This is a genomic window from Streptomyces sp. CLV115, from assembly GCF_038448545.1.
GTDB lineage: Bacteria > Actinomycetota > Actinomycetes > Streptomycetales > Streptomycetaceae > Streptomyces > Streptomyces sanglieri.
Genome location: NZ_JBCEWQ010000057.1, coordinates 33111 through 49243, shown reverse-complemented (window position 1 = coordinate 49243; position 16133 = coordinate 33111). Strand labels below are relative to the sequence as shown.

The following is a 16133-nucleotide window of genomic DNA, read 5'->3' as shown; positions in this document are numbered from 1 at the left end:
CGCGCACCCCCCCACTGCACCTCCAGCAGCGACCGGATCTCCTCGGCGGCCGACCGCAGCTCGGCGAGGAAGATCCGCAGCAGCGGGTTGCGGTTGGTGGACCGGGTGGCGACTCCGATGCGGCGGTGCAGCCGGGGGTGGTCCAGTCGGCAGACGTGCACGCCGGCGGTGTCGCCGAGTCCGAGGGCCGGGACGAGTGCGATGCCCATGCCCGCGCGAGCCAGGTTGATCGTGACCTGGTAGTGATCGCTGCGGCAGCGGACCCGGGGCTGGAAGCCCTCGGCCGCGCACGCGCGTTCCAGGACCGGTTCGCCGGTGTGTCCGCCGTGCGTACCGATCCAGCTCTCCCCCTCCAGAGCGGCGAGCCGGACCGTTTCGTGCCGCCCGAGGCGGTGTCGCAGGGGGAGGACCACCAGCTGCGGCTCGTCGAAGAACATCTCCACGTCCACGGCCGCCTGCCGGCACCAGGGGTCCAGCGGATGCTCGAAGACGACCGCGACGTCCAGCCGGCCCGCCTCCAGGTCGGGCACCAACTCGTGCGGCTGGCCGAGGATCAGTTCCAGCTCGACCTGGGGCCGGACCGCCGCGAACCCCGACAGAGCCCGGGGCAGCAGCTCCAGGCCCGAGGACGCGAAGAAGCCCAGTCGCAGGACACCGGCCTCGCCCTCGGAGTGCGCCCGCAGCTCGTCCTGTGCGACGGCCATCAGATCGGCGACCGCCTGTGCGTGCTCGGCCAGCCGCACCCCGGCCGCGGTCAGCCGCAGGCTCTGCGGCTGACGCTCCACCAACGCCACGCCGAGCTCCTGCTCCAGCCGGGCGAGTTGATGCGAGATCGCGGACGGGCTCAGATGCAGCGCCTGGGCCGCGGCCACGATGGTGCCGGTACGGGAAATCTCCAGCAGGACGAGCAGTCGGGCACTGTTCAGCATCGGGTCAGGTTAGGCCGTGCCGACGCACTGCGCCGCTCCGGCACCGGACCGTACCGCCTGGGCCGCCCCCGCCGGGAGCCCGGCGGGCTCGTCCACGTCCAGGCGCAGCAGGTCCTCCTCGGTCTCCCGGCGCACCACGGTGCGGGCGCGGCCGTCCCGCACGAAGATCACGGCGGGGCGCGGCAGCTTGTTGTAGTTGGAGGCCATGGCGTATCCGTAGGCTCCGGTGACCGGCGTGGCCAGGAGATCGTCCACCGCGACGTCGGCGGGCAGCGCGGCCTCGTCGACGATCACGTCGCCGCTCTCGCAGTGCTTGCCGACCAGCCGTGCCCGCAGGGGCCGGGAGGCGCGCGGGCTGCGTGGCAGGAAGACCTCGTAACGGCTGCCGTACAGGGCGGGGCGCAGGTTGTCGCTCATCCCGCCGTCCACACCGATGTACGTCCGCACGCCCTCGATGCGCTTGATCGTGCCCACCCGGTAGAGGGTCAGTCCGGCACTGGCGGCGATGGACCGGCCGGGTTCCACGGTCACCGAGGAGGCCCAGCCCGCGTCGCGTACCGCGGTGCGCACCCGGGCCGCCCACTCGGCGAACGACGGTGCACTCTGTCCCGCCTCGTACGCGACGCCGAGGCCGCCGCCGACCGTCAGCCGGTGCAACCGGGTGTCGGCGGCGAACCGGGCGACGGCCGCGGCGCCGGCCGCGAGCTGTGCCGTGTCGAGCACCTGCGAGCCCACGTGCGCGTGGACGCCTTCCAGGATCATCGCAGGGGAGCCGGCGGCCCGGCGCACGGCGGCCGCAGCGGTTCCGTCCGCGAGGCCGAAGCCGAACTTGGAGTCGTTGCCACCGGTCCGGATCGCCGCGTGCGCTCCGGCGGCCACTCCGGGCGCCACCCGTAGCTGGACCCGGGCGGGAGGCAGGCGTTCCTCGGAGTGCAGCCGCTCGATGCGGTCCATCTCGTCGAAGCTGTCGACCACCACGTGCCGCACCTGGGCGGACATAGCCGTGCGCAGTTCCACCTCGTCCTTGTTATTGCCGTGCAGGACGATCCGCCCGGCCGGTACCCCGGCGTGCAGCGCGACACGCAGCTCGCCGCCGGAGGCGACATCGAGCAACAGCCCCTCTTCATGGGCCAGCCGGGCCATGGCCGTGCACAGGAACGCCTTGGAGGCGTAGGCGACGTTGTCCCGGCCGAACGCGGCGACCGCCTCCCGGCAGCGCCGGCGCAGATGCTCCTCGTCGTACACGAAGAGGGGTGTGCCGAAACGTCGCCCCAGTTCGGTGAGCAGGACGCCACCGACGGCCAGCCCTTCGGGACGGATTTCGGATGTGCCGGGCAGCAGGCCCGTTTCGATCGCTGATGTCATGCGTTCCTCCCCGGAAGCCGGCTCGCAGCCATCCTGCGGCCTGAGCGGGGGGTCATAAAAGCGCATTCTTCTATGGCTGAGCCTCAAGGTTTTCGATGCTCGCGCGATGCTGGCGGCGGGCACGCAGCAGCCGTAGCCGTTGTGGACGTCCCGCTGGACGACGGCCTCGGTACTGCGCTGACCCTGACAGGAGACGCTAGGTCCACTGAGTCGGCACTCGTCATTGACGCGGGGTGGGGAGCGGCCAGCAGGGACCGTCTCTTGGCCGAGGGTGTACATCTTCTGCATCGGCAGCAGCCCGGAGGTGTCCGAGTAGTCGTATGCGTAGCGGCCCCTGGTGAGTTTGGGGCAGGCGGACGGCTCCACGGACACGCAGCGAACCGGCCGCTCACCGCGGGCCATCCCGCCGATGAACGGCAGTGCGATGCCGCCGAATCCGCTGCCCGCGCCGAGCGAGGCGACGATCACGTCGGGCGATTCGCCGAGGTCGGCGAGTCGTTCTTGGGCCTCAAGGCCGACGACCGTCTGGTGCAGCAGGGCGTAGGTCTCGGCGCTGCCGGTGCAGAAGTGCGTGCCGGGCTGCTGAATGGCAGCTCAGCCGGCGCGCGCAGTCCACTCGATGAGCGCGCTATTCCTCCCTCAGACGGCAACGTAGCCGGGTCCGGTCAGAACAGGTAGTCCGAATCTGCATCGCTGCCGCAGCCCTCGGCCAACTCGCCGCCAACCTCGAAGGTGGCTGCGATCGCCGCATGGAAGTCCTTGCGAAGCGCCGGCAGGGTGCGATCGCAGAGGGCGACGGTCTCTGTCCAGCCGCCCTGAGGCATGTCGAGGCGGGAGACCCCCTGGGGAAGGTCAAGCAGGAACCATCGGTCCAAGACATGCTGCTCGGCTCGCATGGCAAGATGCCCGGGCAACGGTCTGATCAGCACCTGCCTCCAGCCGTTGCGCTCGTGATCTCGAATCCGTCCGCTGCCGTCGTTGCAGATGCCGACCTTCGCGGCACCCAACGCGATGTGGACCATCAAGTACAGGAAGGAGGGCAGACCTGGCTTGAAGCCATACCGGACACAGTGGATGCAGGATGCCCGGCGACGTTGAATGACCTTGTCGAGTACGGCGTCGACCTGCTTGCCGCAGGCGACGTGCTTTGCCCTCCAGACGGCTTTGACGCTCCCAGGAAAGGGGGCGAGCGGTTTCAGGCCAGCCTCCTTCATGATCTCAACGGCGACATCAGGATCTGTAGCGCGCTGAGCGCAGTATCGGCAGGGGTACTTCGTCTTGCGGGCGTTACACAGCATTGGGTCGACGATTTTTTTGCACGCGGTGCAGCGGCTGCGCCACTTCACGTTCGATCCCCGGTAGGGGACAAGGGCTTCGAGGCCGAGGTCGAGGAGTTCCGTGCGGGCGTCGGCGTCGGGAATCTCCCGGCTTCCGGAGCAGTAGTCGCAGGCTCCGTTGCCGGCGTAGACGACGCTGGAGTACCACACGTCAATCTCGTGTAAGCAGGTAAGGCACAGGCAACGCCAAGTGCCCTGCGTGCCGGGAAAGTCCTCCAGCGGTTCGACACTTGCCTCACGGATCTGTGCCTCCGCGACGTCGGCTGGCACGGCGCGTTTGAGGGCCGCCGCAGCAGAGCTCTTGCGTTGTCCGCATGTGAAGCAGGGGCCTTGCCCCTTGGTGATGACGCTGCTGTAGCTGGACCTCGTGGGGCTTTTGCACGTCACGCAGATGGCTGGCCAGGGCTTGTCCGCGCCAGGGTAAGGGACTTTGAGGATTAGGCCGCGCGCGGACATCTCCGCCGCGCGGGCGATGGGATCGATCTTTGCCACGTTGCCTCTGTTGAGTTGAAAGATGCCTCACGCCATGTGGACAGGGCGGGAGCATACGCAGTCCCACTGACAACGAAGAGGTTGCAGTCAAATCGGCCGAATTACCTGTTTTCAAGACCCCGGTACGACGGCAGCCCCACGAGGTACAGCCAGCCCGTCTCGGCCTGCCGCCGCTTCCACAACCGCGCCACGACCTCCTGCTCCGGGTGCCCGAGTACCGGGTCGGCGGGCAGCACGACGCGCACCGGCACCGGGTTGGCCGCGTCATCGGAGGAAGTGGTCACGACCCCACGGTAAGCACCGCCACTGCCGGCTGAAGGATGTCACCGCTCGGGCAGCTTGCGGCGAAGGCCGTCCATCGACTTCTTCACGTCTCCGAGCTGGTCACCGAGCACCCGCATGCGCCAGTCCATGAGCTCCATCCGGGCCGCGACCGCCAGCGACGCGAACGACTGCGCCAGCTGGGCTGCGCCCGCGTCGCCCTCCTGGGCCTTCTTGGCGTAGATCCTGGCGAGCTTTTCGTGCTGCTTTGCGCGTTCTGTCACTTCTTCGTGTGCGGTCATGCAGTCCCTCCCCGGATTGATCCCTCCCGCCGTTGTACCGACCGCGCCGCACAGGCGGGGCGCCTGCGGATTTTTGGCCGCGAAGATGTCCACAGATCGCAGCCCGGGGCCCGCATTTCGCCGAACTCTATGCACAGGCCAGCGCTCATAAGTTCGGTGTCCGCTTCCGGGTGTGAGGTGCCGGGACGCAGACCGAAAGGGCACGGCCATGGCACAAACCAAGTTCGACAAGCAAGTGGAAGAGACCGCCGAGTCGGTGGCGTTCGGCATCGGCAGGTACCTGGCCGGGCGGCCGATGGACGGCGGGCGCAAGACCGACGCGACGTTCTGGCGCTCAGGCACCCGGGTCCTGCCGAAGGCGGAGGGCCGGGTGTCCAGGTCGTCGTACCGGGCCGGGTGGAAGCGGCTGACGTTCCGCGTCAGCATGCTCGCCGTCACTGGGGCGGGCGGCTACCAGGCCGGGTACGTTCACCAGGACGCCACCGTCGCCACCGCCCAGGAGATATGGGCCAACCCGGATCCCGCGCTCGCCGCGCTGGAGCAGACCGGGATCGCCGCGGCGTCGACCGCGGCCGTCGGGACCGCCGCCTACCTCGCGCTGATCTGCAAGCGCCGGGAGCTGATGCGGGAGTGGGTGCTCCCGCTGCACGAAGCCCTCGCGCTGCCGCTGCGCCTGCCGGAACAGACCGACCCGCGCCGCTACCTCCACATCCCGCGCAACTTCTCCGAGGACGACGCGGTGATCCGCGTGGACGTCCCGGGCCGCCTGGACTTCTCCAAGGACCTGGTCGCCGACATCATCGCCACCAAGCTCGCCCTGGAAGGCGTCACCTTCTCCTGGCACCTGGCGGGCCGCGAGACGTACGTGACGGTGAAGAAGACCCGCAAGCCCCCGGCGAAGACGGCCTTCAAGGACCCCAAGGTGCGCGAGATCATGGCTGCCGTCAAGGAGTCCGCGCCCGTCATCGGGATCGGCTCTGCCAGGCGGATCATCGCCGTCGACCTGGACGCGGAGTCTCCGCACATCCTGGTCAACGCCGCCCCAGGCGGCGGCAAGTCGGTGACCCTGCGGTGCATCGCCTGCCAGATGCTCCACCACGGCTCGCTCGTATTCGTCCTCGACACCAAGCGGATCTCCCACCTGTGGGCGTCCAGTCTGCCCGGGGTCACGTACTGCCGCGACATCGCTGACATCCACGACCAGCTCGTCGCCCTCGGCATAGAAGGCCGGCGCCGTACCCGCGTCGCCGACGAACTGGGCATCGACGCCGACCCCAAGGCCATCGGCCCGCGTCTGTTGATCCTCCTCGAAGAGGTCAACGCGACGATGAAGCAACTGGCTCGCTACTGGGAGAAGATCCGCGAGTCCGGCGACCCGAAGGTCTCCCCGGCCCTCGACGCGCTCAACGAGATCCTCTACATAAGCCGCCAGCTGCGCATGCACGTCCTCCTGGTCGCGCAGTTCGCCACCGCCCGCGCCCTCAGGGGTCCGAAGGTTCGCGAGCAGTTCTCCACCCGCATCCTGGCCCGCTACAGCGTCAGCGCCTGGAGGATGCTCGCCCCGGAAGTCCACCCGGCGCCGAAGTCCACCAAGCACCACGGCCGCGCCCAGGTCGTCAGCGGCGGGTCCGCGCGGGAGACGCAGATCCTGTTCTTCACCGAGGCCGAAGCCCGCGAGTGGGCCACCACCGGCAAGAAGGCCGCGGCCGCCGACGGGCCCGCCCCGGTGCAGCTGCACAAACCGCCCGCCGACCCCCTCTCCGACACCCGGCCCACCGGCACCGGAGAACTCCCGCCGGCCCCCGAGCCGTCCGCGAACGAGGACCGGCCCGCCGACGCCCACAACCTCGCCCCGGCCCCGGCCGCCGCCCCGGCGACGCCGCCGGCGACCCCGGCCCCGGTCGACGACGACCAGGCGGTGGGGCTCCGCGAGGCCGCCGAACACCACCTGCCCGACATCACCCTGGCCGCGCTGCGCTTCGCCCGCGCCAACGATCCGGCCTTCCCCGCCTCGGTCGACAAACGCGGCGCCGAACTCCTCTACCGCGTCGGCAACCTCAAGAAGTGGGCCCGCAACCGGCCCAGCGCCGCCACCGGCACCACCGACCTCGACTGCCCCCTGGCGATCGGCGGGTCGGAAATCCGACCCGCCACCCGCCAATCCGGACCTGTCCGCTTTCACCGACACGATCCCCCGGCCCTGGAGAACACCCGGTTCACCAGGCACAGCACAGAGAGGAACCCGCACCATGAAGCAGAAGAACACGCCCCTCACCATGCTGAGCTTCTACGCCCCCGACCTGCGCGAGCAGATAGAGGCGATGCCCGAGGGGACCGCGCTCATCGGCATCAGTATCACCGGCCAAGCCATCGCCGTCGACCTGGACTCCGAATCCCCGCACGTCCTCGTCTGCACCGCCAGCGGCGGCGGCAGCACCACCGTGCTGCGCTCCCTCACCGCCCAGTTCCTGCACCAGGGCGCCCACGCCCTGGTCCTCGACCCCACGCGGATCTCCCACCTGTGGGCGAAGGCCCTGCCGACCGTGACCCACCGCGGGAACGTCGCCGGCATCCACGACGCGCTCCTTGGCCTCGCCGAAGAACTCAAGCGCCGAAACGCCCTCGCCGACGCCCATGACCTCGCCGACGTGCCGCGGCTGATCGTCGCGATGGACAGCACCAACGCCACGTTGAGTCGGCTCGCCCGCTACTGGGAGATGTTCCGGAGCCAGGACGATCCGAAGACGTCCCCGGCCATCACCGCGCTCGAGGAAGCGCTGTGGTCGGGACGGGCGGCCCGCGTCCACGTCATCTTCGACAGCACGCCCCGGACCAGCGTCCTCGGGGCGGCGGCCCACGAACTGTTCGCCACGGTGGTCCTGGCGCGAGTCACGGCTGACACCTGGCAGCGCCTCGCCCCGCTCGCCGGCCCCGCCCCGAAGCAGCTCCACATGCAGCGTGGCCGCGTCCACGTCGTCCAGCACGGCGAAACCCACGAAACGCAGGCGATCTGGATGACCGACGCCGACGTCGTCAACTGGCTCACCGACCCGGACGACCCCGCGAGCTGACCCCGCTCGGACACACCGCGGGCCCCGGGGGATCAGCCATGACGTTCCCGGGGCCCGGAATGGGTTCACGCTGCCCGAACGACCACGCGAAGCTGTTACGCGGTGGCCGGCTCCGGCACTTCGAGGCACTCCGCGACCCGGCGGGCCATCGCGGCCACCTCCGGCGGGAACCGGTCCAGCGACCCGAGGTCGTCGCACAGTTTGGCCCGCAGCCCGTGCAGGCACGCCATCGTGAACAGCACCTCCGGGCTATTCACGGGCTGCTGCGCGGCCTCCGCCTCGCGCTGCCCGCGCCCGTACAGCATCCGCACCGACCCGAGCTCGCTGGCGTCGGCGGGCGCCGTCTGACCGAGCAGGCCCGCCAGGTGTGCCCGGTCGTCCTCCTGCGGTCCGTCGGCCCGGCTCTGCTGCTGGCTGAGCTGGAGGTAGCCGTTCAGAGTCTCCGGGTCCACGCCGTCCTGCTGGCAGTACGCGGCGATGAGCATGGCCGCGCTGTCCATGGTGTCGGCCGCGTCGGTGGCCCGGTACAGCGTCATCCGCTTCCAGTCCCGGGCGACGTCCGAGGCCACGTAGCTCATGACCTCCGGGCAGCGCTCAACCGCCTCGTACACCATCTGGTTGACCGCCCGGCGCAGCGGCTCGGGCATCGGGGTGTGTTCCATGGCCGCACGGTAGAGGAGCCACGCGCCCGGAGTCCGCCGTCGCGGCCCCGTGCTCACCCGGACGGACCAGAAGCCGTCCCGGCCCGCCGGCCGGAGCCGGATGCCCGGTAGGGAGGCGCCCTTGACGTCGGCACCGGCCTGCGGGACGGTCTGCGCAACTACGCGCAACCGAGTCACAGGGGAGTACGTGATGACGCTACGGTTCGTCGGGATCGACCCCAACACCGGCGGCGAGGGATCACCGACGGTGTGGGTGGAAGAGGAGAGCGCGGACCTGGTCCTCCAGGGCGAGGAAGCCGACGCCCTCCTCAAGGCCCTGGTCGGCTCCACCGAGTGGGTGGCCGGCCACAAGACGGGGATCCCCGCGCACGAACGGGTGATCCGGATTCCGTTCCGCATGGTGCAGATTCTCAAGGAGGCGTGCGATGCCGCTGAACGCGCAGCAGCTGAACACCGCGACGTTCGCTGAGCTGCTCGCCGACACCCACCACACGGCGGTCCACCTGGAGATGCGCGACCTGTACGCCGTCGGTGACGAGACGGACGACTACGCCGCCTTCCTGCGTACCGGCGTCCCGAACCTCGATCCGGCCCGCTCGTTCTGGCCGCAGTGGATGCCGCTCGTGCAGGGGGCGGTCGCCCGCGGCGTGGTGATGCGCCGCGCCCGGATCGTCTCCGAGCCGGTCACCGACTACATCCGCTACGAGCACGCCATCACCCCGCTCAACCTCCAGGCCGGGGAGGACGTGCGCTGGCTGCCCCGCCGCCGCGCCTCCGACATCGCGCTGCCCGGCAACGACTTCTGGCTCCTGGACGACCGGCTCGTGCAGTTCCACCACTTCACCGGCACCGGCGACTGGGCGACCGACGGCAAGGAACGCACCACCGACCCGGCTGCCGTCGAACTGTGCCACGCCGCCTTCGAGACGGTGTGGGAGCGCGGCATCCCGCACGAGAAGTACACCGTCCAGGCACCCTGAGCAGCCCATGAGCGCATCCCCATCGTCCAGTGCACAGGCCGCCCGTGAGGCGCTGGCCGTGCGCTTGCAGCACCTGCGCAAGGACGCTGGCCTCACCGGGAAGGAACTCTCCGCCCGGTGCGGCTGGCATCCCGCGAAGACCACACGCATCCAGAAGGGCGACGCCCCGCCCTCCGACGCGGACATCCGCGCCTGGTGCGCGGCGTGCGACGTGGACGACCAGGCCGACGACCTCATCGCCACCGCCCGCGCCGTCGACTCCATGTATCTGGAGTGGCGCCGCCTGCACAAAGACGGAATGCGCAAGGTCCAGCAGAACTGGAACACCCTGCACGAGCAGACCCGCATCTGCCGGGTCTACGTCTCCAACGTCCCGCCCGGCTTCTTCCAGACCCCCGGCTTCGCCACCGCCCTCATGGAGCAGATCACCCGCTTCCAGGGCACCCCCAACGACGTCGCCGAAGCCGTCGCCGCCCGCATCGCCCGCTCCCGCTTCCTCTACGAGGGCGGCCACCGCTACATCGTCCTCATGGAGGAATCCGTCCTGCGCTACCGCACCGCCGACCCCGAGACGATGCGCGGCCAGCTGCGCCACCTCCTGACCGTGATGCCGCTCGCCTCGGTCTCACTGGGGATCATTCCGTTCACCTCGCAGCGCACCGTGTGGCCACTGGAGGCGTTCTACCTCCACGACGACACCACGGCCGTGGTGGAGACGCTGACGGCGGAGATCAAGGTCAAGCAGCCGCGCGAACTCGCCGACTACGCCAAGGCATTCACCGGACTCGCTGAGATGGCCGTGCACGGCGACGCCGCCCGCGACCTCATCCGGGCTGCGATCGACGCCCTGGAGTGAACCTCCGCAATTACCCGCAATCTCGTTGAGAACCGAGCGGCAGGCTCCGTAGCGTCGAACGACACCGACGCACCAGCAACGGAGGCGGTGCCCCATGAGCGCACCCACACCCGCCGGCCCCCAGCCGGAAGACCGCGGCCTCCAGCCGCCCGCCTTCGGCCGGCCCTCCCCGGCGCTGATCGCCCGCGCCGACCGCGGCTACGCCCGCTTCCTCGCCGTCCAGGCCCCGGCCGCCGACACCGGCGACCACGACCAGGACGACGACGTAGCGGGCGCCCGATGAGCGACACCTACACCGTGCTCCACGACCCCCAAGGCCTGATCGAAGCCGAACTCTCTCCGGACCGCGCCCCGCACGAAGCGCTAGTCACCGCCGTCCTCGCGTGGAAGGACCCTGACCTCGAACCCCGCGATTACGCGCAGATCGCCCTCCAACTGACCGGACACGCCCGCGCCATCGCCGCCGACGTCCGCCGCCACGCCGCCGCCCTGCCCAAGAGCGATGGCCGTGGCGCCCTCGCCGAAGTCGTCCTGCGCGAAGCCGACGGACGACTGTCCGTACCGCTGGAAGGCACCGCCCGCTGTGCCCAGAACCGCGCCCGCCTTGTACGGGCCCTCTACACCCGGCTGGACCGCCTCACAGAACCCCTCCCGGCCACCAGGTAGCCCGCACAGGGGTGCGATCCCTGGCTTCGTTCACTTCAAGCGGCAGCGTTTGTCCAGCAGTCTGGGAGGCAGTTGGTGATCCACTGGCTCGCCGATGTTCAGGAGAAATGGGCTCTGGCACAGATCTTGGGGAGCCGTCGCGGAGCGTTACCTTGATGTTCGATTGCGAGGGACTGGCTCGTGTGAGACGGCGTACGCCTTGTCGCCTTACAGCCGGAATTGACGCTCCCTCAGGTACTTGTCGGTCGATGCCGTGGTCGGCTGTGGACGGTGATGGTGCTGGTCATGCAGACCGATGGACCGTTCTGGGACTCGCTGGTGTTCGACGGGATCGACGAGGTGGATGTCGAGGCGGTTACGGCCGCGTTCGGCACGGTCGAGGTGGTGGCGAGAGGCCGCGCGGCCGGGGCTGCCTGCCCGGACTGCAGCCGATTTTCGGACCGAGTCCACGACCGATACCAGCGCAGGCTGAAGGACCTTCCGCTCGTTGATCAGGGCTTTGTGATCCGGCTGACGGTCCGGCGCTTCATCTGCGGGTCGGCGGACTGCCAGCGCCGGACGTTCGCCGAGCCGTTCTCCCGGCTGGCCGCCCCGCACGCACGATTCACCACTCGGCTCAACCACGCCCTGGAGCGAGTGGGGCTCGCGCTGGCCGGGCGAGCCGGCGCTCGGCTGGCCGCCCAGCTGGGCTTCGGTGCGGGACGGATGACCTTGTTACGCAGGGTCATGGCGTTGCCCGATCCGCGGTTTAGACGTTGTTTCTGTTGGTGGTTGCCCTGCGCGGCGGCAGGGTTCGACGTCCTGCTAGAACCCAGTCATGGCATACAGATTCACCGCTCGTGTGGTGGCGGCAGAGATCGATTTGGACAACGACGTAGTGCAGGCCGGTGTCTCCGAAGACGAAGACGGCGAGGGCTTCTTCCTGCTGTTCATGAGCAACATCGGCGAACCGTCCCGGCAGAATGTGTCCCTCGGTTTCGACAGCCATTGCCTGGTAACACCAGACCAGGGAACGGCCTATGGCTGCGTCCGTGGAGTAGCTCTGTCGGACGGGCTGCTCACGGTGTCGCTGGACCCTGCTTCCTTGGATGATCTGGGACTGGATGAGGCTGAGATCGAGGCGGAACTCGACGCGCCCGACGAAGACATCGAGCGGATGCGGGAGGTGCTCGCCCAAGTGCTGGCGTATGGGAGGGAGGAAGCTCGGCCCTGGCGTGTCGACCTGTAGGCGCACCTCTGCGTCATAGTCGGCGGTGGCAGATGAGGACTGCGGCTATGCCGACGAAGGCAAGGAAGTGTTCCGACTTCCGCTCGTAGCGGCGGTGGAGTCGGCGGCAGCCGGCCAGCCAGGACACGGTCCTTTCGACCACCCATCGGTGCCGGCCGAGCCGCTGTGAGGACTCGATGCCCTTGCGTGCAATGCGGTGGCGGATACCGCGCTCACGGAGCCATCGGCGCAGGTGGTCGTAGTCGTAGCCCTTGTCGGCGTGGAGCTTGCCGGGCGGTCGGCGGCGCGGGCCGCGGCGGGAGCGGATGGGCGGGATGCCGCGCACGAGCGGCTCCAGGCCCTGGCTGTCGTGCATGTTGGCGCCGGAGATGCCCAGCGACAGAGGCAGTCCATTCCGGTCGGTGATCAGATGGATCTTCGACCCCAACTTGCCACGATCGGTCGGATTCGGTCCCGTCCACGGCCCCCTTTTGCCGCCCGCACGCTGACGGAGTCGATCACGCACCTCGACCAGTCCAGCTCGCCACGGGCACCGAGTTCGTCGAGGACGACGCGGTGGAGCTTCGCCCACACCCGAGCCTGGCTCCACTGTGCAAAGCGCCGGTAGACCGTGGGCCAGGCCGAGCCGAACACCGGCGGGAGCTGCCGCCATGTGCAGCCCGAGGTGGCGACAAAGATGATCGCGGCCAGTGCCTCCCGGTCACCCGCCCGCCGCCGACCCCCGCCCTGCGGACGCTTCGCCTCCATGGGCGGCACTACCCGCCGGAACAGCGCCCACAACTCGTCCGGCACCAACCGCTCAACCAGATCCGCCATGCACAGCTCAACGAACGATCAAGCCATAAGAAACGTCGTCTTACTGATCGTTTCATAATGAAGTTCGGAGTCGTCTCAAGCAGATGATGCTGCAGGCGAGTTGGAGTAGGCCAAGGTGGAGGTCGGCGCGTATCTCGTAGCGGATCCGGAGCCGCTTGAACTGGTGGAGCCAGGCGAATGTGCGCTCGACGACCCAGCGGGTCTTTCCCAGGCCGGAGCCGTGGGCTGTTCCTTTCCGGGCGATCTTCGGTGTGATGCCGCGGGCCCGGAGAAGGCGGCGGTACTTGTCGTAGTCGTAGCCACGGTCGGCGAACAGCCGGCCCGGCCGGTGCCTCGGCCGCCCGCGGGCCCCGCGGATGCGGGGTATCGCGTCCAGCAGCGGTATCAGCTGAGTGACGTCGTGACGATTTCCGCTGGTCAGCGAGACGGCGAGCGGGGTGCCGTGCCGGTCGACGATCAGGTGGTGCTTGCTGCCCGGACGGGCGCGGTCGACCGGCGAAGGTCCGGTGTGAGCCCCCCTTTGAGGGCCCGGACATGAGAGCCGTCGACTGCCGCGTCGTCCATGTCCAGCAGGCCCGCGGCCCGCAGCTCGGCCAGCAGTACCTCGTGCAGCTGCGGCCAGACACCGGCCTCGGTCCAGTCCCGCAGCCGACGCCAGGCCGTCACACCGCTGCAGCCGACCTGTTCGGCCGGAACGTCCCGCCAGCTCACGCTCTTGCACAGCACGTAAACGATGCCCCGCAACGCAGCCCGGTCATCCGCCGGCAACCGCCCGGGATACCGATGCCGCCGCGGCGGACGAGCAGGCAACAGCGGGGCCACACGCTCCCACAGGTCATCAGGCACAAGATCAGCAGACACCCAACAGATCCTGCCGACACATCACCCAACCGCCAAGACCCACAACGAACTTCATTCTGAAACGATCAGTTAGTACGCCGCGGGTGCTGGGTGTGGACGACTTTGCGATCCGTCGCGGTCAGACCTACTCCACGGTCTTGACCGGCGTTGAAGACCATCGCGTAGTCGATGTGCTCCCGACCCGTGAAGCCGGGTCCTTGGCCGCCTGGCTGATCCGCCACCCCGGCGTGGAGATCATCTGCCGGGACCGGGCGGGCGCCTACGCCGAGGGTGCTCGGCGCGGTGCCCCCGACGCTCTGCAGGTCGCCGACCGGTTCCATCTGTGGCAGGGCCTCGGCCGAGCCGTGGAGACCTGCGTCGCCGCCCACCGCGACTGCCTGCGCAATCCTTCGCCCAGCGGCATGTTGCCGGAGGCCACCGGAGAGGCTTCCGGTCGGCCGCAGGACGACTCGGAGCCCGTCGGCCGACGGGCCGAGCGGAAGAAGGCAGCACATACTCTGGTCCACGAGTTGCTTGCCCAGGGTCACTCACGCCGGGCGATCGCCCGGCACCTGGGCTGGGGCCTCAACACCGTGCTCCGGTACGCGGCCGCCGCACGCTGGCAGGACACCATCCGCGAGAACCGGCCCCGGCCCAGCAGACTGGACCCCTACAAGCCTTACCTGGAGCGGCGATTCGCCGAGGGATGCACAAGTGTCACCCGGCTCCACGGCGAGCTGGTTGCCGAGCACGCTCCCGTCAGCTACGCCATGGTCCGCGCCCACATCGCCACCTTGCGCGGGGCTCCGTCTGCCGCACCGCCCCGGCCGCCGACGGTGCGGCAGGTGACCGGCTGGCTCACCCGTCACCCCGCGACCCTGACCGAGGAAGACCGGGCCGGCCTGAAGGAGGTCCTGGCCCGCTGCCCCGAACTGGACAAGGCGGCCGGACACGTCCGCGACTTCGGCGAGATACTCACCGACCGCCTCGGCTCCACGCTCCCCACCTGGATCGACGCAGTCGACGCCAGCCAGCTCCCCGGCCTCACAGGCTTCGCACTCCACCTGCTCCGAGACCTCGACGCCGTGACAGCCGGGCTCACACTCGACTGGAGCTCGGGCAGCATCGAGGGCGCCATCAACCGCATCAAGAAGATCAAGCGACAACTCTACGGCCGAGCCGGATTCGAACTACTCCGCAAAATGATCCTGCTCCAGTAACACTCCGAGACTCCCCCCCAAGATCTGCACGAGAACCGAGAAGTAGGAACGGCGGGCGTGTAAACAGGGGTCCATGCAGGTGCCCAGCCGTGGCAGGATGGCCACATGTTGATCCGAAAGGGCGATGCCGCGTAGGCGTCCCAAGGCCGTCCGTGCAGAGCGGTGGCGGCCACAATGGCAGTATCCGGTCCTGAGGGTTCGCGGCGTCTCCGCGCGGACTCGTGCAGCGATCCGACGGGTCGAAGACCAGGAGATGTGGCCCAACGCGGTCGCTCATGCGCTCTCTCGTTTCGAGTGGGCTTTTAAGCAGCCTGGACGCTACCTGAACGCCTCCGAGTCCTATTCACCCGGAATAGAGGTGGAAGATGCCCGTGATGACCTGGAGCGGGCGATGCTGCACCTTCCTCCCGGAGCCAAAAGGGACTTGGGCCGGCTGATCACGCGCATCGATGAGGAATTCGAGCGCCGTACCTTGCCGGAGCCCAACAACATTGAGTGGGCAATGATGGGCTGGTGGTGGACCAGAATGCGTGAGCGCTGACGGGCCCCGGCGCTCGTGACCCTCCCCTGCAATCGAAAGCCACCGTCACCCTCCGCGACGGCTCCCCAAGATCTGTGCCAGAACCGAGAAATGAAGGCAGTCTGATGTCCGGGATGATCGGGAGGAGTCCAGATCCGCGAGGGAAGGAACAGCGCGATGGCGATCAGAGGGCTGAGCCCAGAGAGGACGGCCCGCCTTGAGGCGCTCGTCGATGAGTGCTGGCCGCTATTGGCAGGGGACGACGGGATGGCCGCTGTGCAACGGCTGCTGAGTGAGCGCCGGGTCGAGGTGCTTGATGCGGTGGTGATCACGCGCGAACTGCTGGGGGCGGGTCCCACGTCGCTCGCGGAGGCGAAGACCATCGTTCTGACGAGCCCAGGCAGAGGGCGTGAGCTGAGGGTGCATGAGCAGTTCATGGACGGCTTGGAGCAGGACGGCGCCCTCGGCCAGTGATGACAGGCTGGTCGGTGGCCCGCCACCCGCGAGGGTGGCGGGCTGAAGGAGAGGCTTCAGACGGCCATGGCGGGTTCTTCAGCCCGGCAGCGGTTGGAGCCCGCCACCAACTGC

General features: G+C 69.0%; 19 protein-coding genes and 1 pseudogene. 12 read left to right on the top strand and 8 right to left on the bottom strand.

The window, feature by feature from the left end; translation table 11 throughout:
- The 5 genes from AADR41_RS20710 to AADR41_RS20690 all read right to left on the bottom strand — a co-directional run.
- On the bottom strand, positions 1-929 hold a 929-nt coding region (locus AADR41_RS20710; RefSeq protein ID WP_342282876.1), incomplete at its 3' end, for a LysR family transcriptional regulator.
- 9 nt (positions 930-938) lie between these two features.
- Entirely contained in the window at positions 939-2294 is a 1356-nt protein-coding gene (lysA, locus tag AADR41_RS20705) for a diaminopimelate decarboxylase (protein WP_342282875.1), read from the bottom strand.
- Positions 2295-2959: 665 nt separating this feature from the next.
- Positions 2960-4123: a hypothetical protein gene (locus tag AADR41_RS20700; protein WP_342282874.1), complete on the bottom strand. Its 1164-nt coding sequence runs from the start codon at positions 4121-4123 to the stop codon at positions 2960-2962.
- A 101-nt stretch (positions 4124-4224) separates the two neighbouring features.
- A complete protein-coding gene (locus tag AADR41_RS20695) occupies positions 4225-4407 on the bottom strand; it encodes a hypothetical protein (RefSeq protein WP_342282873.1) in 183 nt (60 codons plus the stop codon).
- Between the two features lie 39 nt (positions 4408-4446).
- Entirely contained in the window at positions 4447-4686 is a 240-nt protein-coding gene (locus tag AADR41_RS20690; protein WP_342282872.1) for a hypothetical protein, read from the bottom strand.
- A 208-nt stretch (positions 4687-4894) separates the two neighbouring features.
- Here AADR41_RS20690 and AADR41_RS20685 point away from each other — a divergent pair, with 208 nt between their 5' ends.
- Both AADR41_RS20685 and AADR41_RS20680 read left to right on the top strand, forming a co-directional pair.
- On the top strand, positions 4895-7324 hold the full coding sequence (locus tag AADR41_RS20685; RefSeq protein ID WP_342282871.1) for a pRL2-11: 2430 nt from the start codon (positions 4895-4897) through the stop codon (positions 7322-7324).
- Entirely contained in the window at positions 7230-7757 is a 528-nt protein-coding gene (locus AADR41_RS20680; protein WP_342282870.1) for a hypothetical protein, read from the top strand. Before AADR41_RS20685 ends, AADR41_RS20680 begins: the two co-directional genes overlap by 95 nt.
- 95 nt (positions 7758-7852) lie before the next feature.
- Here AADR41_RS20680 and AADR41_RS20675 read toward each other — a convergent pair whose 3' ends face one another.
- Positions 7853-8419, bottom strand: coding sequence for a hypothetical protein (locus AADR41_RS20675; RefSeq protein ID WP_342282869.1), 567 nt, complete (start codon positions 8417-8419; stop codon positions 7853-7855).
- Between the two features lie 190 nt (positions 8420-8609).
- Between AADR41_RS20675 and AADR41_RS20670 the strand changes: the two genes are divergently transcribed.
- The 7 genes and pseudogenes from AADR41_RS20670 (at position 8610) to AADR41_RS20640 (ending at position 12149) form a co-directional block, all read left to right on the top strand.
- Positions 8610-8888, top strand: a complete 279-nt coding sequence (locus tag AADR41_RS20670; protein ID WP_342282868.1) for a hypothetical protein — start codon at positions 8610-8612, stop codon at positions 8886-8888.
- Complete coding sequence (locus AADR41_RS20665; protein WP_342282867.1) at positions 8845-9399, top strand: DUF6879 family protein; 555 nt, start codon at positions 8845-8847, stop codon at positions 9397-9399. Before AADR41_RS20670 ends, AADR41_RS20665 begins: the two co-directional genes overlap by 44 nt.
- A 7-nt stretch (positions 9400-9406) precedes the next feature.
- Positions 9407-10255, top strand: coding sequence for a helix-turn-helix domain-containing protein (locus AADR41_RS20660; protein WP_342282866.1), 849 nt, complete (start codon positions 9407-9409; stop codon positions 10253-10255).
- Between the two features lie 94 nt (positions 10256-10349).
- The gene (locus AADR41_RS20655) at positions 10350-10538 is read left to right on the top strand and encodes a hypothetical protein (protein ID WP_342282865.1); all 189 of its coding nucleotides are present in this window, start codon (positions 10350-10352) and stop codon (positions 10536-10538) included.
- Positions 10535-10921, top strand: coding sequence for a DUF6415 family natural product biosynthesis protein (locus AADR41_RS20650; protein WP_342282864.1), 387 nt, complete (start codon positions 10535-10537; stop codon positions 10919-10921). The genes AADR41_RS20655 and AADR41_RS20650 overlap by 4 nt, the downstream gene beginning before the upstream one ends.
- 273 nt (positions 10922-11194) lie before the next feature.
- Positions 11195-11395 (top strand): annotated as a pseudogene (locus tag AADR41_RS20645) (ISL3 family transposase); the annotation flags it as partial.
- 343 nt (positions 11396-11738) lie between these two features.
- On the top strand, positions 11739-12149 hold the full coding sequence (locus tag AADR41_RS20640) for an Imm10 family immunity protein (RefSeq protein ID WP_342280124.1): 411 nt from the start codon (positions 11739-11741) through the stop codon (positions 12147-12149).
- A 13-nt stretch (positions 12150-12162) separates the two neighbouring features.
- Here the strand turns inward: AADR41_RS20640 and AADR41_RS20635 are convergent.
- Both AADR41_RS20635 and AADR41_RS20630 read right to left on the bottom strand, forming a co-directional pair.
- Positions 12163-12965, bottom strand: a protein-coding gene (locus tag AADR41_RS20635) for an IS5 family transposase (RefSeq protein ID WP_446751079.1) whose coding sequence is annotated in 2 segments (ribosomal slippage) — positions 12163-12608 and positions 12608-12965 — 804 coding nt in all. Because the reading frame shifts where the segments join, the coding sequence is not laid out codon by codon here.
- A 52-nt stretch (positions 12966-13017) separates the two neighbouring features.
- A protein-coding gene (locus AADR41_RS20630) for an IS5 family transposase (RefSeq protein ID WP_342282862.1) occupies positions 13018-13826 on the bottom strand; the annotation gives its coding sequence in 2 pieces (ribosomal slippage) (positions 13018-13487 and positions 13487-13826; 810 coding nt in all).
- Positions 13827-13963: 137 nt separating this feature from the next.
- Between AADR41_RS20630 and AADR41_RS20625 the strand changes: the two genes are divergently transcribed.
- From AADR41_RS20625 to AADR41_RS20615, 3 genes are all read left to right on the top strand, one after another.
- The gene (locus AADR41_RS20625) at positions 13964-15025 is read left to right on the top strand and encodes a transposase (RefSeq protein WP_446751078.1); all 1062 of its coding nucleotides are present in this window, start codon (positions 13964-13966) and stop codon (positions 15023-15025) included.
- Positions 15026-15278: 253 nt separating this feature from the next.
- Positions 15279-15566, top strand: coding sequence for a hypothetical protein (locus AADR41_RS20620; protein ID WP_342282860.1), 288 nt, complete (start codon positions 15279-15281; stop codon positions 15564-15566).
- A gap of 156 nt (positions 15567-15722) precedes the next feature.
- The gene (locus tag AADR41_RS20615; protein WP_342282859.1) at positions 15723-16019 is read left to right on the top strand and encodes a hypothetical protein; all 297 of its coding nucleotides are present in this window, start codon (positions 15723-15725) and stop codon (positions 16017-16019) included.
- Positions 16020-16133 lie beyond the last annotated feature (114 nt).